Genomic DNA, 19938 nt, shown 5'->3' with positions numbered 1-19938 from the left:
GCTTGGTTGCTCGGTACTTCACTAGCCACATTGTTAGCTTTGTTGCTCGGTACTTCGCTAGCCATGTTGCTATCTTTGTTGCTCGGTACTTCGCTAGCCGAATCGTTAGCTTCGTTGCTCGCTTCTTCACTAGCCACATTACTGGCTTTGATGCTCGTCGCTTGGCTAGCAGCGTTGCTAGCTTGGCTGTTGACATTGGACGGTTTGTCGTTTTCGATATTAGTCTTTCCTTCACTGCTATTTTGTATATCTTTTAGCAACCGTCCTGTATTCCCACTGACAAAAGCCTCATGAGGTAAGCGACGTTGTGGTTTTGCTAATGCTTTATAGTCCGGTCTATTCGACTTCGACACGTTGCACCAACTCCCGAACAAAGTCGTGATAGGGTTCAATGGCCTTACGTAACTCTCTATTTTCTGTTTCATCAAACCCTGTAAGGGCGAGTCTACCAGTGGCTGCCGAACGATCAATAATTGTTTCAAATACCAAATCTGGATATTGCTCAGCACAGAGCTCCACCAAATCTTTCATGTCGCTTCGACGTTTGTCATTAAGGTTCCGTAATATACCGGCGATTTTCAAGTCCGGGTTCAAGAGCTGGCCCGTTGCACCTTGAACAAACTCTATCGTTTCAATAAATCTTTCCACCGCTGATAGACAAAACTTACTCGATTCAAACATAATCACAACGTAATCTGAAGCTACGAGTGAGTTTAGGGTTTGCTCACCAATGTGGGGAGGAGTGTCGATAATAATGTAGTCGTAATCCTCTCTTACTTTTGCAATTGCACTTTGAAGTGCACGAAGATGCATCGCCTGATTCTCTGGGTATGTATTACGCCCCTCATGGTAAAGCCAATATGAAAATGTAGCTAACACATCTGTCGCAGGGACTAAATGCAATTTTTCGGATAGTGGTACAATAAAAGGGCGAACGTCCCCTGTTTTTAGTGCTTCGAAAATTGTTTGACCGTCGAATTCATATATATCACAACGAGCCAAATACTCTGTTTGATTTCCCTGGCTATCCATATCAATAACCAATACTCGCTTTGCATACTCAGTACTTAATATATGCGCCAGAATACCGGCTGTCGTCGTTTTTCCGCAACCGCCTTTTTGAATACCTAAAGTTATGACACGCGCAGGCACAGGTTCCCCTCCTAAAGATGTGAGTTAATCTTTATTCACGATAACATATAGCTAGCTTTCCAGCTAGCTGAAAACTAGCTTATGTGCTAGTAAACACTAAAAGCATTATGACTCTGGAAACAACTCATAAAAGCTCGCATACCTCGCGTCTCTAATTGGTTCTTCATTCTTATGTTCATTCTTTTTTGGACCATCAATAACACGCGTCTTAGACCGTGCGTAGTGTCTCTCCAGTTGCGCAATTGTCTCATCAACTAATCCGGACTTTACTTGGCGTACAAGATATTCCGCGGCACGTGGATCATGCTGAACAACGTCATCAAGTGCGCGTTGTACATCCATTGGTTGAATACCTTCCTCGTGTAGTCCCACAATAACTCGATATACTGAAGCTCGGTGTACAGCAGAACGTCGAAGACTGTATTTGGCTACAAGGTCTTCAAGACCTACAGCTATATACGTCCATTGTTCAGGCACCTCGAGTACTGTATTCTTGTTTTCTTCTTCACTATTAGACGCTACCTTTGATTCTTCATAGGTAGAGGAGGGGAGTGGTGACATGTATTCCGCCCCCTCATTACCAGCAGCTATTTCTAATCCTGAACCTTCTTTCAACATCTCTTTCCATTGTCTATACCAAACTCGTGCATCGGCTCGAACAACGTTACGGAATATGCCGAAGAAATAGGCCACCAAATTCACTTGTATCGCTTCTGGATCTGCCTCTAAACGCTCAACCATCCGCCTAACGCACTCCATTGTGTATTCCTCGAGTAATGAATCATTAGAGGATAAAAAATCAATTTCTGATTGTCTAACTATTGCCTTCCGTAAAATACGCTCAGCACGTTTAAGCTCCAGTTCTGACGCAATAAGGCCGGCTTTGTCACAAACAAATGTCACTATGGCACGAATTTTGTCACTTGCTTCAATGCCGTTTATGTTTTTTTTATCTTGAGAAGTACTTCTATCGTCATAAGAATTTGTTATGTTATGTTTCGTTTTGTTATGTTGTTCACTTTGTGACATTTTCACATTAGACATGTATGAATGGAAGGAAATAACATTTGTTGACTGGTGAATATATACACCAGAAGCAACCTTAACGATTTCTCCAGAAGCTAGTCCTAATTCTAAAAGCCTATATACATGTCTCTTAGAGAGATTAAGAGATTCTGCCAACTTAGAGGGAGTATGTATACCTTTTTTCAATTCGTCTAAGAGTCTTTTCAAATGTATAGCTGTTTTATTTAACACAAAACCACCTCAGACATCTTGCAGATATCGCAGAGGGCACGTATACTTACTATGCCACCTGCGTACAGCAGTTTTAGGCAAACTTTAAGCCAGCCTCAAGAATCTCAGTTTTTTGAGAAAGAGGCTTACACATTTTTCATCTGGTCTGGACCACCAGATGAAGCGTCCGAGAGGACGGAAAACTTTACACTTTTCTTTCCTTCAGGGCGCGACTGCAATCGCGTCCTATTTCATTTGGCGGTTTAAATTTGGGAACGTAGGGAATAGTAGAAATGGTATTGTTGAAGAAACTTATGGGAATATGGAAAAAAGGTTGACCCTAACTAAACCATGTGATAATCTATTTTTCGAAATCACATAGTCGTTCCCAAAGAGCCTGAACCCCGCCAAGAGTACGAGGCTCTTTTTCATTTGTATCTATTATTTATTTCCTCATTTATTTCATCAACATCCAAATAAAAACAAAAACACATTCATCATCGACGAATGTGCGTGCAGGAACTAAGGATTCTCGTTTCTTCGCTTAAACTTGGGTATATCTAAAAATAAATATAGATATCCCTTGCTTAGCGGATACTAAGAGCATCCCACGCATCGTTTCGTCGAGATTGATCCTACCACATGATCGTTGGAATTGGAACAATCAATTTGTCGATATATTCCTCAGTGTGTCGGTTTTTTCTAATTGCAAAAGACTACGAGAGATGATAGTATTAAGTCACAACTAAATTGCATCGTTCGTCAGGAGCCTGTCCATTTTGGATAGGCTCTTCTACTTTGTACTATCGACTACTCCACTAACTACAGCAAGAGTTTGTTCTGTTGACCAAGGTACAGCTCTCACTTTAATATCCTTCCACGCCGTCGCATATTCTTCTAATTCCACCGGAAGGGAAAGGGGGGCCATATTTACGACCAACTCTTTTGTATTTATTCCGCTAACATATTCAATCTTCGCTGGATCAGGCGGTACAACTAAGACATCTGTTAAATTACCAAATGATTGCACATCTACAAATCTAGCATCGATTACTGCGATGTCAGTATCCAAGGAGGAAAGCGAACCTAACAAGGATTTGAGGGTAGGCCCCCCAGTATCAGGGGAAGCAGGGTAGATCCTTAATGTTTGAGTAAACCACCACGAACGCTCGGGAGTCTTTTTCATAGCTAATTCGTTTGCGCCATCATCATTTGCTGGGCCATTTAACCACCGGGCGTATGTTGGACGGTCTGAGGCTTCGATTAACGCCACGCGACGGGTTTGAGCATGTTTCATCGCTATTTTAAGGGCTATGTAAGAGACGCCAGCGCCCGGTAGCCCCGAAACGATTATGGTTTCGGGGTACGTTTGTTCTAGGATTTTCTCGCGACGAGGGAATAATCGCATTTTCTTTCGTGTCGCAGACGTGAATTTTTCACCGTCGGAGTCGTCATTGTCAGAGGTTCTTACGACTAACGTTCGTTTGGAATGAGAGTGTTGAGTTTGAACAATATTTGGAGCAACTAAATGAGCTACGTCTGCATAGGTAGAGGGATGCTCGAGAGTATGTATAATGTCGCCGAGAGATAAATCATCTCGTAAAATCAAATCATATACAGAGCGACTGAGAAGTTCCTGTACGAAGGGGGAAGTAACTACTTGTCCTTCCCCGATATATACAATTCGGACGTCCTGCCGGCGCAGGAAGTCAACGACGTCAACCATGTGTCTTGAACCGCTGTGTTGAATTGTATCGCTTAAGAGAACGGTTGTGTCTCGGTCCACAGGAACAATCGTTAAAGCTTGGAGAAAGAGTACCGACTCTACTGCATCGAATAGTTCCTTAACACGCGGTTGAAGAACTTCCTCCAGTTCCGGAATTCCCGTCGCTAAGATGAGACGTTTCATGCTGATGGTTCCTCCTAATCTCTTTAGTAAGGTAGAAGTTCTGGTTCTACCGCGTCTAGTCAGCTCTAAAGAAGAGGCTTTTTTACAAATGTATTTCTTCGTGTACAGTCGGTTTTAATAGCCTCCGTTTGCTTCTTCAGCGAGAGCTTTCGCGGGATCACCATATTCTTTCAGAATGTACCTCATAGCTGCAGCAATGTTATCTACGGGATTAAAGATGTTCGTGTGACCTGGTACTTCAAACTCTTGGAATGTGCTTGGTAGGGTCTGCATGATACCCGTTGCGTGTTGTCCCATGACCAAAATTGGATTCTCCGCATACGGATTTCCACTGGCGTCTTCGATTGCGATAATTTGCATAATGGTTGGCATCCAACTAGAAGTAATTCCATATGGAGCATCAAGAGCAATCGCTTCGTTCACCCACTGTTCGACCTGGGCTTTGTTCGCAACAGTTCCTGCTCCGACCGGTACGGGAGGCACAACAGGTGCAGAATTCCCGAAAATCGGTCCCCATTGTTGAACGTTTGGATCGTTCAAATTTGCGTTCTGATCTCCGGCTTGATATTCGGCATATTGCATAGAATAAATCGCATCAAACCACAATGGATTAACAACAGACTGCTTGAATCCATATTTCTTTGCCGCAGCGTAAAACTCTGATTCATTGTATGTCATGTTTTCGGATTCCATGTAAGGTTCAATCGTTTCAGTACCTACACCATTTGTAAAACCTCCAATTGTTTTGGTTCCCCATGTACTGGTGAAAGTGCCATCCCAGATGACCGATTTTCGTAACTCCCAGACTGTAAAGTGCGAAATATGCGTTACGATTCCATTGCTGTCGCGCTCCTTCGTAATTGTCTCGCCGTCTCCTTTTACCCACGTATACTTAGGAGCAAGCAGGTTGTAATAAGACTGCGCTGCAGATTGCTGATTCTTCGATTTATAGTTATCTACAAATTTGCCGAGTGTTAGAAGAACGCTCGCGGGCATGTATTGCTGATATGTGATGACTATGTTTTGTTGCTGTGTGTCTAAACCATTTTTCCACTCGTTAGCTACGTTTGTGTAAGTGTTTTTGATAGACTGATCTTCCACAGTAAATTTTTGTTGGTTTTTGAGATGGATGCCGGTAAATGACCCAAGATAAAATGTACCGGTTACGTTCGCGATGACAGCAATGATGATGAAAAAGAGCATGACTGGAAGTAGGCACGGTACTGATGCACATAACCCCCAGAGAATCAGTTTGCGAGTCCCGAAAGAGGCGGCAACCTTCGTGACTCTGGTCAGTTTGCGATTCATCGATGTCCCGCAGGAGACTGACCCAAGTCGGATAAAGTGATACGTTTTGCGCGCGCCTGTGCAGCCTGAAGTATACGGCCAGAACTTTGCTGATTGGGCGAGTACCATCCCATGTTGATTTTTGAAATGTTATTCTGAGCGTTGAGCATTCGCTTTTCTCCACGTTCGATCATGTCATTCGCACTCTTCATCTGCTGTGCTCGACTACTGAAAATAGCTGAGGCAGTCTCTTTTCGTTGAATCGCATGTTCGTATTGCGTTGAAATGCTTTGGTACATTGGAGAGGAAGTATCACCGCTCGACTCAAATTGATGTTTTATCACGGAGATTCCATCTAACTCTTGGCTCGCATTATCTAATTCTGCTTGTGCAGAATCATAGTCAGGTTGAATTGCATTTGCCAGCGCAAGACCTTGTTCGTACCACTGTAAACCTTGATCCATGTCATTTTGATATTTTCCGATTTGGGCCATATCTGACATGGCAAACTGGTCGCCGTTTCGTGCGGCATTCAAAAGTTCTATGCTTGGCAGATAGCTATCGCGGACCATCTTGTTGTCCCCGTTTTTCCCAAATTCCTGTCTAGCTACAGCAAATATACTATTCACACCACCAGAGAATTTTCCTCGTTCCCCAGACAGTAGATGCATAGCATCGGATTTCAAACGTCCTTTTGCACCATTGAGAAAGGCTTCTCCAACTCCAGCATTCCTTAATCCAGAGAGTTCTTCCATCCGACTTTGAGCAGAAGGACGGAGCTGTGTTTTTGCACCATATAGAGTAGATTGGGAATCATATACGGATTGAGACGCTGCACCCGGTCGTTGTGTGGCAGAAAAACCTGCATCCGACTCACCCAAAGGGGCGCCGAACGACATGCTTGAATTAGATTTACCAGTCTCGAATCCACTTGGTTCGGTGTCTGACATCGTAAAGCCTGTTGGTGGAAAAAATGTAGTGGTCTCATTTTCTTCAGTTGGTAATGATCCCGGGTAAAGTCCATTTGGCTCCGATGCAGAAACAGCAGATGTGGCCTTTGTTACACCACTTAAAAGGCCATCCTCACCAAAGGCTTTCTTGTTTCTCATGTGACTAAGTGCTGATGCTACTCCCGCAATTCCAGCTGCACTTGTAAGAGAGGCACCGGTTTTTGCGAGTGATATACCACCATCAAACAGTTTTCGCCCGGCTGCCATACCGAGTCCTTCCATCATACCTGAGAGGAGCGCTCCAGGTCCGTGGCCATGGCCACCAGGGAAGATATGGTCGAGAAATGACTTAATCAGCTTGTGACTGATTAGCATGAGTATCATCGCAAATACAGCAACGAGAAGGTCTATGAAGTTGCTACTCGTCATTGAAGTATGCCTCCTTAAATCCCTATAAATACTTGTGCAACGAGTAAGAGAAGGGATACGACAAAAGGTATGAACATGTACGCGATGACTTCTTTCCACCAGTGGATGGCTAAGTCGGGTTTACGTCCAGTCACAAATCCGATATAAAAAAGTGGCATTAGTGTAATCAAAAAGGCGAGTACAACGCGTCGCCATTGATAGACAATCCACATGACAAGGTTGACTGCACTGTAGATCAAAGCAAAGATAGAGTTCATGAGAGAGTTACCTGAAAACAACGATAAGTTAGTGATCGCTGACATATTCAAAGTACCGGGGTTGAACATGATGTTTACCATAGGATTTGCCTTCGCGATCGCGGCCGTATGATCTCCAATAAGCCCCTGCACGTACTGAGTCAAGTCAGATACTCCTGCGTTTGCCAGCCCAAGAAGGTAGGGTGTAGCGCCAAGCATGAGGCCTGTCGTAGCGACACTCTTTGCTAACCCAACAGCACGTTCTTTTGCGACTGAGGAGCTCGGAGAGTTTTGAATTTGTATGCCTTGAACTACAAAAGAGATAAGCGCAGCAATAGCAATAAATATGTAAAGCGCGTGTTGAACGTACATCATGGCAGTCCATGTGGTTTCAGGGAATATTCCCATTACGTATCCGTTGCTTTGTTGGTCTTGAATATTGGCGTCAATCATTGCGCTTGGACCAGTAAAACCAGCCAGCGCCCAGAACGCAGCGGCGAACATGCTAAAAAGGTCGGTGAGGGTGGAGAAGACTGCATTGACAATCCAGCCTTCGAGTCCACCGCCATCTTTGACTCCAGGTAGTTTGACAAGTTGCCCGTTGCTATACGTCATTCCTGGTGAAGTTGCCGTTACGTGTGGTGCTATTAGCGACGCTTCGTAAGCAATGAAACGCGTTAGAAAGTATGAGCACAGGGACACAATGACCCCAAGCGCTATCCATTTCACACGTGATAAGGCTTCAGCACGCTTCTGAGGCGTTGCGGCTACAATAGAGATTCCGGCAAGAGACATTTGTACGATTGAGAAGCCTGCCGAAGATGCCATGAGCACGGTCATCAGGAAGTTGAGCCAAGGCAAAAGGGTCGTATTCATGGTGCTTACGCCCCTTCCTCTGCTTGTACATGTCTAGTATTGAACAGCTTGTGTTCCCATGGAGTTGCTTTGTAGTAGCTATAGACGATTTCACCATTGACGTCCCATCGTACTTCACCTTGCTGCGCATCGTAGAGCCTTTGTAATTCATGGTCTGCAAGCCCAAACAGTTCTTTAAGCATAGGTCCGTCTAGCTCGTTTTGTTTTAATAGAAGCTTTGTATCCGAGTTGCGGATGATACTTGCACCATATTTATTTGATGCAAAAATACTGAACTGTTGACTTGCGGCACAGGCAGACCCTCCTCGTTTACGAATACGTGTAAATGCGTTGTCGAGAAATACTGCGGCGTACTCTCCAGCCGGTGTACCTTCACGGTTTTCAAGTGCTTTTTGGGCTTCGTCCACAATGACACGCTTTTTCTGTGAGGGATTCTTTTTTATAAACGACTCGATAATGTATTCAAGTGCAACGTACTGTCCAAGTTTACGAAGATCGCTATTCTCGTGAAGTTTGGACAAATCGAATACAATGATTGGCGCCTCAGACAAGGAAACTTTTGACTGGCAGTCAAATAGTCCAAGAGATTCACCTGCGGTTATACGTTTCAGACGGTCGCGCAAATCAATGAATCGCGTATCATTTTCAGCCTCTTCGACCACTAGTTTGTAGAAGTCGCTGAACTGTGGTTGTTTACGGCGGGTGCGCATTTGGAGTTTGTCCCCGACCATTTGCCGCCTAGTTTCGTATAAGCTGTTGGCGTCTTCCGTAAATCCAAACTCATCGCGATAGATTTGCTTCCAAAGACGATCAATGAGCGCGATCTCTGCGGCCTTGAGTTGTTCAGTACCGGTGAGAGAAGCAGCGTACTTTGTGAAGTTCACCATTTCATCAATCTTCTCGTTGATATCGACGCGTTTTTTCTTTTCACCTGTGTGCTCGTCGATATAGTCCTCTTCTTCGATTTCACAAGGATTCATGAGGTTTGTGGAATTGTAATCGATGGTCACAACGATTCCCCCCATGCTTCTAGCGAGGTCAGCGTATTCGCCCTCCCAGTCGACAATGGCGGTCTGGATGTCATGGAGTATCGAGTGTGCAACGATCATCTTGACTGTGTAACTCTTTCCGCTACCGGAAACACCACTAACAAACATATTGGCGTTGCTTAGATCCTTGTGCCACGCGTCATAGAACATTGGTGCTTTCGAGACCAAGTCGAAGCCCACTAATGGTCCGCGTCGATGGCTGAACTGCGATGAGACAAACGGAAACATGTTGGCAAGAAATGACCCGAACACTTCCATTGGGTATCGCAATTTGTTGATTCCGATTGGCGCGACAGAGAGCAATCCCTCTTGTTGCAGATACGCAGCATCAATAAGTTGGAATCCACGACCGCCGCCTTCGCGCTCAAGTATCGTACATGCCCGTTCTAGTTCAACAAGAGAGTCTGCAGATACCGTTACTAATACGGTCAAGTAATACATCTTTTCGTCTCCTCGTTGAAGTAAGAGACGAAGCGTGTTTAGCTCCTGAATCCTCGATTGGTTGAAAGCGACGTTCTCTGTACGGTCCGCTTTTTCGTCAACACGGATTTGCGCTTGAAGGCTTCCAATTGTCGAGTTCAAATTTCTAATCTGTCTCCCGGAGTCTGCCTGCTCGATGTGTACTGACACGTCAACATCGGCTCCAAAGTCGAAAAATTGATTCAAAAATCCGAAGTGCACGTTACTCGGCATACGCGTCACGTAATAGGTCCGACGGTAATTGTTTGGCGCGATCTCTACGTGATTCGGGTGAAATTGAACGTGACTTGCTGTCGCGATGACGTCTTGGAGGGTCGGTGCGTGTTGACCCCATACTTCAGTGATTTCTTCTTGTTTTGCTTCAATTAATCGGTTTTTCTTTTTCCTTTTAAGCACCGAAGTTCACCTCTGACTCGTCTCCAATTAGGTACTCCTTGAGACTTTGATATGCCACAGCATCGCGCGCACGCGCATGAATTCTCTCTCGGTTCCAAAAGAACTGTTGTGCCTCAATGGTTTCTTCACTGGACAGAATGTGAGGGGAGACACGGCAACGAGCCAAGCCGCTATATGCTGTTTCTGTTTCCTGGCGCAGCGTGCGACGGAGTTCTTCCAAGTCGTGTTCCCCAAGTAATCCTGTATCAGCTTGTGTGATAAATAAGTTTTCACGAATTGTACGCTGTCGGTTACCGTGTTCGACGAGATGGGCTTCTAAGTGACGGCCGTATTCGAGCAATCGGTCATTTTCCCATTTTTCTGCTGTTGCCCGATATGTTTGAGAGAAGTACTGCCGATAATCCGTTAAATCCATTCGACGTCCGCGAACGATGAATTGGACAGGCTGGTGAAACATACCGAACATGGTTTTGAAGTTATCGCGTACAGCACGAGCTTCTGTTTCTGACAATGCAAATGGGTTCAGGTTTCCAACTTGTATGACTTGGCGAAATGCATCATTTTGAAGAACCATTTCACCAGTTGCCTCTACACGCACTATCGGTAAAAACGTTTGAATCGGTTTTTCTTTTGTCCCCTTTTGCACCTTCTCTCGTTGTGCCGCCTGTATCGACCGTTTCCGTTTTGAACGCTGATTTTCAATCAAAATAATTGTCAGTAGGGTGACAATCACGATAATTGCTACAATCACGATTTTCATACTTCACTCTCCACTTCTTCTCTAACCTCACGCATCCACGTTGAAATGACCTCAAAATTTTTACGCGCGCGATATTCTCGATCAAAGACGAAGGTTTGTGTTTTAAAGGCGAATTTCCGTTTTCGATACAACCAAACTAGTAGATTGGTTTGTCGTTTTGGTAGAGGAATAAGTGCCAGAATGATTCCTGGCAGTAATCCAATAACCCCTAGTATTAAGGGGAGCGAAGGAGGGCCCGGGATAACCAGGCCCAACGTAGCAAAAATGACGCCTAATGGAAATGATGCGAGTGCACCTAGGAATATCGATACAAAATGTTTGGTTGTAATCGATATGGGGCCTAAGGCAAACAAACGCATTCCTTGAGAGGTAACTTCGATATAGCCTTCATCCATGACTACCTCTCCTTATAATCCCTTTGTAAAGTCCCCTGCAAGTAGTGCAGCAATACCGGTTAGAACACCGGCGCTTAGGGCGAACGCCAATCCAATGAAGGCGAACTTTATCTGTTCTAGACCTTCTTCTTTTTTCCGTGCACCGCCCATCATTTTTAAACCACCCACAATGAAGTAGAAAATCCCTACGAGTGCCGCAATAGCCGTGAGGATTCCAAAGATGTCTCTCGCGACGTTTGCAATGGCGGAGTCAATCCCATTTTGCGTGAGAGCTTGACCCCCAGTGACCTCGTAGAATCCACTCAATGACGGATCTGTTGCCGCGAATACATGGTTGGATGGAATCAGATTGATAAGCATTGCCGCCATTATGAATACTGTGGTAGCTAAGCTCTTGATACGCCTAGAATCCCGAATGTAGGGGATTCGTGAGAGCTGAAACATCTGCATTTCCTCCTCATAACTCTCTTACAATCGGTCAAGTAATTCGATGAAGCTGACGAACAGTTGAGGCAATAGGATGACGATGCATTCCGCACCGAAAACACCGACGATGATCCGAACCGACCATCTGGACAGCGTATTAACGCGGAATTTCCATGCAAACATCCAGACCACGGCTGCAATAACGAGGCACATTACGCCATACGTCAGGGCAAAAGAACAAATCCATGTATACGTAGCGCTTATGCCGTTGTTGACAGCACCACCGACGGAGCCTATATGTAGCGGGTGAATACCCATACCACTTAGCATGTTGGTGACTTCCGAAGGTCCAGGTTGTGCGGTAGTGTTTGTGGTCGTAGCACTCAACGAGTTTCACCTCCCTAATGGTTACTATCGCAGGGAATAGGGGGGTGAAACGTTCCAAAAGCGTGATGAATTGTTTTAAAGGAATGAAAAAAAGACATCACAAAGTGATGTCCTCGTTCAGTGTAGAATTATTTTTCCGACATGAGTTTTGGTGTAGTTGCTCCGATTCGTTCCAACTCTGTGAATACTTCTTCACGAGTGATAACGGGGTTCGGGTCTTTGTTAATACGCTTTCGCATCTCAATTCGTTTCAGTCGTTCTATAAGTCCCTTAATGGTTGCGCCACTTTGGCCATCGAGATACATAGCAATTTCAATTGGATAAACTCCTTCTCCGAAGTGAAGCAGAGAACCCCATGTACCAAACATTTGTGCAATGGCGTGTTGGTCGGGATTCGGGACGTAAAACTGTGTTCCGAATCGTCCGTCACGAATAAGTGCTTCGTCTAGCATTTCTAAGCGATTCGTGGCCGCCAAGACAAATACACGATCGCGACGGTCGAAACCATCCAGCTCCATTAAGAGCTGTGTCAACGTTTGGTCGTGGTACATGTGAGAAGTGCCTCGCTTTGCACCGATAGAGTCTATTTCGTCTATGAAGATGATAGCTGGAGCGTGATCTCTTGCTTCTTTGAATAGGGAAGCAATGTTTTGTTGAGTTGCACCAATAAGCGTTCCCATTAAATCTGACGGACGAACTGAAATGAAGTACAAGCCCATGTGTTCAGCGATTGCTCTGGCAAGATGAGTTTTACCCGTTCCCGGAGGGCCGTACAGCAAAATACCGGCACTCATAGATGCATCGTATTCACGGACGAGGTTCATGTTGTTGAGAAGCATTGAAATATTCTCCTCAACTTCTTGTATGACTCTGTCCATGCCAAAAACCTGATTGAATGCGTTTGGATTCTTTTTGAATTGCTTTCCAAGCGGTTTCCAAGCAACACGTCCGTTCATGTACAAATCTTCGTCAGAATTAGGTGGGGGAGAGGATTGTTCGTCAATGTTCCGATAACGATTCTGCGTCCGGCGATTGTTGCCCCGAACTAGTTCCTCCATTTTGTTCAAATCCCACTTCGTACGGTTCATAGGATCAGTAGGCCGTTCTGGTGTCTTTCGTATTGACTGATTACTTCGGTGCAGTCCAAGTTTTTCAATTGCCCAATTACGTCTTTCAATAGAACGACGTTGATATTTTTCAATCCATTTGTTACCATATCCGTGTTCCAGTCGGCGTTTCAGTGTTGTCTGGAGTTGAAGTTCACCGAAAAAGAGGAACCATTTTGGTGGGCCGATATGAAAGAACGTTGTGACCGCCCAGAAAATGAGATATGCAACGCATGCTGAACCTGTTGCCAACATTGGATGGATGTTTGTCATGAATGAGTGTCCAGGTTTTAGGTGATGCATCGTATAACTAGCTGAATACCACAGTAAAGCTACCGCAAGGATCGGGGTTACGAAACGGTAAACCCACAATAATACACGCCCATAGTTTACAAGCCAAAGAAGACCAATCAGTGGTAAGAAAGATCCACCCAGTGTTATTGCCCCAGTAATAGCAATTACTCTTACAAGTTCTGCAGGCGCCATCAAACTACACCTCCGAATTTATAGTTCTAGCATCATCATAGGGTAGATTTTGACAGCTTGCGTGTATTTTTGGAAGTGATTTTTATGCAAACAACTGTAATTGACCAGGCTGTGTTTTTTCGAAACCCTTAGCGCGAGTGGATTTTGGCCTTACGCTGGCTCTTGGAGCAGTTGGTTTGAAAAACTGCTCAATGTTCCCCATAGCGCTCTCATGGAGAATCCAACGTTCGTTCAAGGCTACACGCCCAGTTTCTTCATACGCTTCCGCGCAGAACTTACGGATCGTGCAATCCTCGAAACCTTGTATTGATTCAGGTTTTTCTGGCACGCGGTTTTTATAGAATGCGGAGTCCACGTACTTCCACTTCACAGCTTGGAATGCACGCTCCGACATTTGTCCAGCTAGGTGATTGATGAGCGTTGAGTGGATGTTCTCGAGGACCTTGAGCTCATGACGCTCTTCTTCAGTCACGTTCTGGAGCAAGCGATTATGGTAACCCGCAATTTTCTTTGTGTAGGTTTCGAGTAATTTCCACCATTGTTTTCCGATATGCTTCCGGTATTTCAATTCAGCTTTAGTTTCAACAGTGAAGAGATGTGTTTGCGCTACGTGTAAGAGATTCCCGAACTGGCAGGCCGCGAGAATGGGACCTTTGGTGTCGTCTTCCTGAGCAATGCATACCTCAATTTGGATACCCGGTGCACAAGATGAAACAAAAATCGCTTCTTCTTCTGCATCGCGGTAGTCAGTGAATTTTTTACATTGTTCAAAGGTCATGTGTGCGGCGCCAACAAGAAAAATTGTCTTTTGTGCTCCCATGGTTTAATCCTCCTTCTTAGCGTACAAACGTGACTACAAGCATTAAGATGGTGGAGAGACTGCCAATGATGTGGTCTCGCCAGTCGCCGGTTCTAACTAACCGAACTCCTTGACGTCTCTTGTATGGCCAGAGAAGTGGTACACCACCGGCGATTGCATCGGCTAAGATGTGCAACACGTACCCAATCATGATGGCGTCGAGCAGGAACGGCGCATGTAGTTGGTTATTTATGAAGACAAGGGCACCGAACGTGACGGCTGTTCCGATAATTGAGTGTGTAAACGTTCTGTGCGGTGTAAATGTCGCCGCTACGAACCATACCGCGGCGAAAATCATTGACGTCATCCAGCGTTGATGAGTTACGCCAAAGACGAATGAGCCTCCGGCTAATAAAAGCATGGAAAGTTTTCGCATCCATTCAGCGTGTGATATAGCACCAAAGTAGGCAAGTACCGCGACCGCCCAAGCGATAGGGGAGTGCCAGAGATGAAGGACAAATAGAGCGCCGAAAATGATGATGATGGACGCCAGTTGTCCAATCCGTTCGACCCGTCGGGATGCTTGCGCGTCCTTCTGATCCATGTCCGGTAAGAGTCCGCCCACGGCGCCCGCCAGTATGACAGCGACGAGTGATTCAATGGAATGTGTACCTCCGATGACAGATCGGAGTGGGGTAAGCATGTGTGATGGTTCATGGAGTAGGAGAGGGGCGGCTGTTGCAGCACCAAGAGCACCAACCGCCATATGTGTACGACCTAGCATACTGTCGCCTCGCTTCCTTTTGTTATTTCAAGGATAGCAAGGTTTCAAACGCAAAAAGTTTCAAATCACGACAAATTGTTTCATGTTTTTCGAACGTACCCAAGGAATGAAGTCCGTAGTTTGTACGATTTGGACAAACGCTTCCCGGTCGTTCATTAAATGACGGATGCGTGGAAACCTCTGTTTAGTTATAGGGAGGAGCACGTCATTTTCTTCTTTCACGCCGCTTGGACGAGTTACACATGTTCGTTTTCATTGAAAAAGTTTCGTTAATTCGAGACTAAGGAGTATTCAGCTCGTTTTGTTTCGTTTTCGTTCCTAGCCGATATGTTTTTAGATGAACCCGTGCCGCCTTGATAGCTTTTTCCACGGTTGAGACATTTTGCTCGACCTTTTCGTACTCAAGAGAGAAAGGGTCGAGAATGTGTGCATATGCTAGCGTTTTGTATTGTTCCGTAAGAAAGATGAGTACCCCGGCTAGGCGGTTGACTTCTTTAACGAGTTCATCGGTTTCATTATTTTTTGTTGTGACGGCAGGGGAGGGCGAACCAAACCGCTTGTTGGTTTGAGCAGCTCGGATATTATGTTTAATGATCGATATCGCTTCAGATGCCTTTTCAGAAGGTTGCAAAGTTTAAGCCTCCTATCATTGGGCAGCACGTCTTTGTTGCTGTGCTTGTTCGCGAATTGATAAAACCATCCGTTCGTATTTTTCCTTTGCAACTGGATTTTTCCAGGCTTCACGCCAACGTTCCGGGACAAACCGTTCGCAGACTTTTTTGATTTCCCTTTTCGCGAATTTTTTGTTTAAAGCATCGCTCGCCATCCCACGAGTCCAGTCCGCTCGATGAGGAATGTGGTAAAGTTCGAGCAGATGCTCTTGTCTAGCTGACATACGTGCATTTCGCCAGTCTGCATCTTTTGCTATGACTTTGCTCTCGAGTAACTCCAAGAAACCTTCAGCGACGCCTTGTGCGTATTCGAGCGGCATTGATTCATCATGAAGGGGTAAATATCGACTATTTCCAATGTCGAGAACGGGCCAATACTGTTTCTGTTCCTCGATGAGGAATGCCCAATGGCCATCGCCATATGAAATTGCAAAGTGGTTTTTGATACGTTCCCAATGATAGCGAGTACGGTTGGCAAAGAGGTTAACGTGTTCAATAAACTTATTTTCCTGTTGTTCGAGTTCCCGTACACGCTGTAACCATTCGGTAACACTTTCGCCAGTCATCATGGTTTGTTTTTCAAACTCGGGTTCCCCAGATTTTGTTTTGCGTTTCGAGCCGTCAGAAGACCTCCGTTCCTGGTTCTGTTTTGAACTCTGCGATGTAATTAGTTTGGTAAAAGTCTGAAGGTTCTTGTCTTCACTAGCGCCCGTTAAGTCGAGGACGAGTGCGTCATTCTTGCCTGGATGTAGACGGATCGCACGTCCAATCATCTGAGTGTATAATGCTTGGCTCTTTGTGGGGCGGCCAATGACGACGCAGTCTACACTGGGTTCATCCCATCCCTCCGTCAGAAGGCTACAATTTACGAGAATTTTAAGCTTATTATTGCTGAAGTCACTCAAAATACGTGCCCGTTGTTCTGCACTCATAGACCCATCTACTGACGCAGCTGCATATCCAGCTAGTTTGAATCGTTCTGCGAGCGAGTTCGCGTGTGCAACGTCGACCGCAAAGACAACAGATTTACGATAGCGCGCGTATTGGACATAGGCTTCAACTACAGCGTTTAACGCGATGTCGTGGTTCAATGTCGCCGAGAGGTCTTGCTGACTGTAGTCTCCTCCAGATGTTCGAACATATCTAAAATCAAGGTTTGGCACGTTTACTTGCAGGCCCCGAACATCCGTCAAATATCCGTCCATTACCATTTCAAGGATCGTACGCTCATATGTGACATGTTCAAACACGTCTCCAATTTGGGATCCGTCACTGCGGCTGGGCGTTGCAGTGACCCCTAAAAGGGGTGGACCATCTTCACGAAACACACCTAAATCCTGAAGTATGCGGAACGCGCCTTCTGCACGACTATGATGACATTCGTCATAAATGATGAGGCCTGGTTCTGGAATAGATCGGCCTGCGACGAGTGTTTGAGTTGACGCGAGAATAACCTCTGCCAATTGTTCGTTTCGAGCACCTTGGACCCGCCCGGTCATAACACCTGGCCAAACTAAATTGAGCTTAGACTCTGCTTGATCTAGCAACTCCGTTCGGTGTGCAAGGACTAGAATTGGCTTCTCCGAACAAACTTCTTGGTAGAAGCGACGTGCCAAGCTACCGAAAACCACCGTTTTACCAGCGCCAGTTGGTAACGTGATTAACTGGCGCCGATGGTGAGGGAGGGCCTTAAAGAATGCATCAATAGCTTCCTGTTGATATGGTCTTAGTCGTATTTCCAAAAGATTGCACCTCACTCCGAACAGCAGATATCGTTGGTTTAATCATATTCTGTTGAGAATAGGATTGTGGTCCGATTTCACGATGATTTTCGTAAGGGCAAATCAAAGAGTCAAATTTTTCACCATGTATACGATTCAAAATCCAGGCACCGAGTAACTTCAAAAAGAGGTTTTCCTGACGCCAAACTGTCGTTTTAGACACATGTAATCTTTGTTCTTTTTGAGTGACAGACACCTTTTGGTTGTCTATCAGAAATGTGAATATCGCAAAAACGTTGACCTCCTTTAAGTCTGCCTTTAGGTCTCGTAACGCTTTGTGAATTACGTCCATTCTTGACTTCAAGTCGATGAGAAGAGACTCGTCATATTTTCTGCGTTGACCATTCTTTTCTATGTCAGCGACCTCGTTACGCCACAACCGATAGTTTTCAATTACAGCTTTACCAATCTCTTCGCTGTTGTCGACACTCGGCTGCACGTCTTGAATCATCTCCGCAAACAGAATGAACATCGGGTCTTTTACACCATGCACTGATTCCCATAATCCCCCGTTGTCGTACCAAACCTGATAACCTTCGTATCGGGGAATTGCGAACAGTTCGTGGAATCGCTTTGTCATCTCCATAAACTCATCTAGAGACGCTGTCGTTTCAATCTCCATTTGGCGATTGAGAAAACGTAATGCAAAACGATTTGGCATTGTGAAAGCCCCCTCACGCATCTGGGAAGAGCTCGTAGAAGGTTGCATATCGTTCGTCTCGTTGAGTAGCTCCTCCAGACAGATTAGTGGACTTCGTGTATCTGTTTTGTTCCGTTTTCGTGATGCGTTTGAAATCAAATGGCAGAACATCGGATTTTTTGGCGATTTCTTTCGCCCATTCTTCCTCCAAAATGGTGGATACGTATTTAAACGAGCGAATGGTTGCACCTGGTCTTTGTGAAAAAACCCTATGAATGCCATCGATAATCCAGCTTAGAGGTACTTGACTAGTTAACCAACGCTTAATGGCGATGTAGTCGTCACGTTTTGCAATATACGGTCGGCCCATATTGGTCATCATGGCAAGTTCGATTTGTTCAAATGGGTCATTATCGAATTTTTTGTCGCTCGCAGGCACATGGTTATAAGTAGTAGTAGAGGTAGTAGTGTTATTACTTGTTCTATTCATGACCGGTACCTGAGGTTCCTCTGGAATTGTGACTTGAGGTTCCGAAACTTCAGGGTTAAAGGGGACCTGGGGTTCCTCTACTTGTACCTCAGGTTCCTGTGGGACAGTGTACGCATCTTCATATTGTACGACGAATGGATCGTCATAAATAACAGTTTCAACCTCGTCGGCGTTATTCAGCGAGTCTTGGTCATTACTTGCGAATTCTAACGCACGTTGAAGCAACGGTTCGAAGTTGTAGACGAGGGAACCTAGTCTATGATTGTGGGGATTCATACGTCGCCCGACCTGAAGAAGCCCTTTCTCGATGAGGGAATCAGTCCATTTACGTATTTGACGTACAGTTACATTAAGGTGATTGGCGAGAGTTTCTTGATGCGGGTAAGGATTCTTGTGGTCATGCTTATAGGACATGAGGATGGTAATAAATCCCCATTCTCCATGTTCGATGTTTAATTTTCGATAATTGCGAAGGATGAGGTTGGGGATAGGTGTGAATCCATCATCGAGGATTTTATTCCCCCAGATAGCTTGAATGCGTGATGATTCGGTGGATAGGACGTTCATTTGTATCACCCCTATGGTTGTTAGACCATTAGGGAAACTAGGTACAGTGCTTACGATGGATTATCTAATTTAATTTTTGCACGTTGAATGTGCGGTAGATCATTGATAAAGTCCATGGTAAGCCAATGGGTAACTCAAAGACCACCGAAGATGGATCTTCAATGTTCACCTAATAGGGAGGTTCCTTCCCGGCCAAGATAGTAGAACCTCCCATATGCATATCTAGTTTCCCTTGTGGCTCATTTGACCCGAGCACCCCATTAGCTCGGGTCAAATTTATTGTACAAGTCAGATGGCATAGTCATGGCTTTTTACGACTCTTTTTTATGTAGACAGCGACACAAGCTAAGGAACGGATTTGTATATGTTTGGGCTGTGATTATTCCACAACAATCCAATTCAATTCACCTGTGTATTCTATATATTTGAGCGTTTTGTAGAATGGTCGTTTTGGGTGGAGGTGAAAATGACTTGATCATATCCAGCATCCATCATGACAAAGTCGATTTTCCAACCGTGCGTCGTCACGACGTGTTCCAGCAATGGTGCCGCCATCTCACCATCAAAGACGTTCGCTGGTGTGACATCCAAAGCAACTGGCAGTTCACTCGCGGTATCCACAGCCAAGTGGAATTTGTATCCGAAC

19 protein-coding genes and 2 pseudogenes are annotated in these 19938 nt (G+C 45.1%); all 21 read right to left on the bottom strand.

Features of this window, described 5'->3' with window-relative positions; genetic code table 11:
- Positions 1 to 353, bottom strand: a 353-nt coding sequence (locus J3482_RS17660; protein ID WP_206922849.1) for a hypothetical protein, incomplete at its 3' end; no start/stop codon positions are given.
- Complete coding sequence (locus J3482_RS17655; protein WP_021297301.1) at positions 337 to 1152, bottom strand: ParA family protein; 816 nt, start codon at positions 1150 to 1152, stop codon at positions 337 to 339. The genes J3482_RS17655 and J3482_RS17660, both read right to left, overlap by 17 nt.
- 105 nt (positions 1153 to 1257) lie before the next feature.
- Positions 1258 to 2409 (bottom strand): hypothetical protein, encoded by a 1152-nt coding sequence (locus tag J3482_RS17650; RefSeq protein WP_021297300.1) that lies wholly within the window; start codon positions 2407 to 2409, stop codon positions 1258 to 1260.
- Positions 2410 to 3181: 772 nt separating this feature from the next.
- Positions 3182 to 4297 carry a hypothetical protein gene (locus tag J3482_RS17645; protein ID WP_021297299.1) on the bottom strand — a complete coding sequence of 372 codons (1116 nt, stop codon included), beginning with the start codon at positions 4295 to 4297 and terminating at the stop codon, positions 3182 to 3184.
- Between the two features lie 114 nt (positions 4298 to 4411).
- On the bottom strand, positions 4412 to 5605 hold the full coding sequence (locus J3482_RS17640) for a transglycosylase SLT domain-containing protein (protein WP_161624366.1): 1194 nt from the start codon (positions 5603 to 5605) through the stop codon (positions 4412 to 4414).
- Positions 5602 to 6963: a hypothetical protein gene (locus tag J3482_RS17635; RefSeq protein WP_206922848.1), complete on the bottom strand. Its 1362-nt coding sequence runs from the start codon at positions 6961 to 6963 to the stop codon at positions 5602 to 5604. The genes J3482_RS17640 and J3482_RS17635 overlap by 4 nt, the downstream gene beginning before the upstream one ends.
- A gap of 14 nt (positions 6964 to 6977) precedes the next feature.
- The gene (locus J3482_RS17630; protein ID WP_021297296.1) at positions 6978 to 8075 is read right to left on the bottom strand and encodes a hypothetical protein; all 1098 of its coding nucleotides are present in this window, start codon (positions 8073 to 8075) and stop codon (positions 6978 to 6980) included.
- Positions 8076 to 8080: 5 nt separating this feature from the next.
- Positions 8081 to 9565, bottom strand: coding sequence for a VirB4 family type IV secretion system protein (locus J3482_RS17625; RefSeq protein WP_188332392.1), 1485 nt, complete (start codon positions 9563 to 9565; stop codon positions 8081 to 8083).
- Positions 9566 to 9992: 427 nt separating this feature from the next.
- On the bottom strand, positions 9993 to 10760 hold the full coding sequence (locus tag J3482_RS17620) for a hypothetical protein (RefSeq protein WP_021297294.1): 768 nt from the start codon (positions 10758 to 10760) through the stop codon (positions 9993 to 9995).
- Positions 10757 to 11155, bottom strand: coding sequence for a hypothetical protein (locus J3482_RS17615; RefSeq protein ID WP_021297293.1), 399 nt, complete (start codon positions 11153 to 11155; stop codon positions 10757 to 10759). The genes J3482_RS17620 and J3482_RS17615 overlap by 4 nt, the downstream gene beginning before the upstream one ends.
- 12 nt (positions 11156 to 11167) lie before the next feature.
- Positions 11168 to 11599, bottom strand: coding sequence for a pilin (locus tag J3482_RS17610; RefSeq protein WP_021297291.1), 432 nt, complete (start codon positions 11597 to 11599; stop codon positions 11168 to 11170).
- 24 nt (positions 11600 to 11623) lie between these two features.
- The gene (locus tag J3482_RS17605) at positions 11624 to 11968 is read right to left on the bottom strand and encodes a hypothetical protein (RefSeq protein WP_021297290.1); all 345 of its coding nucleotides are present in this window, start codon (positions 11966 to 11968) and stop codon (positions 11624 to 11626) included.
- 128 nt (positions 11969 to 12096) lie between these two features.
- Positions 12097 to 13560: an ATP-binding protein gene (locus tag J3482_RS17600; RefSeq protein ID WP_021297289.1), complete on the bottom strand. Its 1464-nt coding sequence runs from the start codon at positions 13558 to 13560 to the stop codon at positions 12097 to 12099.
- An 82-nt stretch (positions 13561 to 13642) separates the two neighbouring features.
- On the bottom strand, positions 13643 to 14380 hold the full coding sequence (locus tag J3482_RS17595; protein WP_021297288.1) for a hypothetical protein: 738 nt from the start codon (positions 14378 to 14380) through the stop codon (positions 13643 to 13645).
- 16 nt (positions 14381 to 14396) lie between these two features.
- Positions 14397 to 15143: a metal-dependent hydrolase gene (locus J3482_RS17590; RefSeq protein ID WP_021297287.1), complete on the bottom strand. Its 747-nt coding sequence runs from the start codon at positions 15141 to 15143 to the stop codon at positions 14397 to 14399.
- Positions 15144 to 15423: 280 nt separating this feature from the next.
- A complete protein-coding gene (locus J3482_RS17585; RefSeq protein ID WP_021297286.1) occupies positions 15424 to 15774 on the bottom strand; it encodes a hypothetical protein in 351 nt (116 codons plus the stop codon).
- 15 nt (positions 15775 to 15789) lie between these two features.
- On the bottom strand, positions 15790 to 17064 hold the full coding sequence (locus tag J3482_RS17580; protein ID WP_223204309.1) for a DEAD/DEAH box helicase: 1275 nt from the start codon (positions 17062 to 17064) through the stop codon (positions 15790 to 15792).
- Between the two features lie 84 nt (positions 17065 to 17148).
- Positions 17149 to 17571, bottom strand: a pseudogene (locus tag J3482_RS21645) (DEAD/DEAH box helicase family protein); the annotation flags it as partial.
- Positions 17516 to 18256, bottom strand: a complete 741-nt coding sequence (locus tag J3482_RS17575; protein WP_021297284.1) for a hypothetical protein — start codon at positions 18254 to 18256, stop codon at positions 17516 to 17518. The gene J3482_RS17575 and the pseudogene J3482_RS21645, both read right to left, overlap by 56 nt.
- Positions 18257 to 18269: 13 nt before the next feature.
- The gene (locus J3482_RS17570; protein WP_146824665.1) at positions 18270 to 19292 is read right to left on the bottom strand and encodes a helix-turn-helix domain-containing protein; all 1023 of its coding nucleotides are present in this window, start codon (positions 19290 to 19292) and stop codon (positions 18270 to 18272) included.
- 471 nt (positions 19293 to 19763) lie between these two features.
- Positions 19764 to 19938 (bottom strand): annotated as a pseudogene (locus J3482_RS17565) (transposase); the annotation flags it as partial.

The organism is Alicyclobacillus suci, assembly GCF_017329615.1.
Taxonomy (GTDB): domain Bacteria; phylum Bacillota; class Bacilli; order Alicyclobacillales; family Alicyclobacillaceae; genus Alicyclobacillus; species Alicyclobacillus suci.
The sequence above is the reverse complement of the archived record's forward strand: the minus strand, read 5'-3'. Positions and strand labels throughout refer to the sequence as shown.

Bases quoted from the DNA above. Each gene is read 5' to 3' on its own strand.
- J3482_RS17575 (WP_021297284.1), bottom strand. From the start codon at position 18,256: ATGCCAAATCGTTTTGCATTACGTTTTCTCAATCGCCAAATGGAGATT.
- J3482_RS17635 (WP_206922848.1), bottom strand. From the start codon at position 6,963: ATGACGAGTAGCAACTTCATAGACCTTCTCGTTGCTGTATTTGCGATG.
- J3482_RS17620 (WP_021297294.1), bottom strand. From the start codon at position 10,760: ATGAAAATCGTGATTGTAGCAATTATCGTGATTGTCACCCTACTGACA.
- J3482_RS17590 (WP_021297287.1), bottom strand. From the start codon at position 15,143: ATGCTAGGTCGTACACATATGGCGGTTGGTGCTCTTGGTGCTGCAACA.
- J3482_RS17610 (WP_021297291.1), bottom strand. From the start codon at position 11,599: ATGTTTCAGCTCTCACGAATCCCCTACATTCGGGATTCTAGGCGTATC.
- J3482_RS17625 (WP_188332392.1), bottom strand. From the start codon at position 9,565: ATGTATTACTTGACCGTATTAGTAACGGTATCTGCAGACTCTCTTGTT.
- J3482_RS17640 (WP_161624366.1), bottom strand. From the start codon at position 5,605: ATGAATCGCAAACTGACCAGAGTCACGAAGGTTGCCGCCTCTTTCGGG.
- J3482_RS17600 (WP_021297289.1), bottom strand. From the start codon at position 13,560: ATGGCGCCTGCAGAACTTGTAAGAGTAATTGCTATTACTGGGGCAATA.
- J3482_RS17615 (WP_021297293.1), bottom strand. From the start codon at position 11,155: ATGGATGAAGGCTATATCGAAGTTACCTCTCAAGGAATGCGTTTGTTT.
- J3482_RS17630 (WP_021297296.1), bottom strand. From the start codon at position 8,075: ATGAATACGACCCTTTTGCCTTGGCTCAACTTCCTGATGACCGTGCTC.
- J3482_RS17595 (WP_021297288.1), bottom strand. From the start codon at position 14,380: ATGGGAGCACAAAAGACAATTTTTCTTGTTGGCGCCGCACACATGACC.
- J3482_RS17645 (WP_021297299.1), bottom strand. From the start codon at position 4,297: ATGAAACGTCTCATCTTAGCGACGGGAATTCCGGAACTGGAGGAAGTT.
- J3482_RS17570 (WP_146824665.1), bottom strand. From the start codon at position 19,292: ATGAACGTCCTATCCACCGAATCATCACGCATTCAAGCTATCTGGGGG.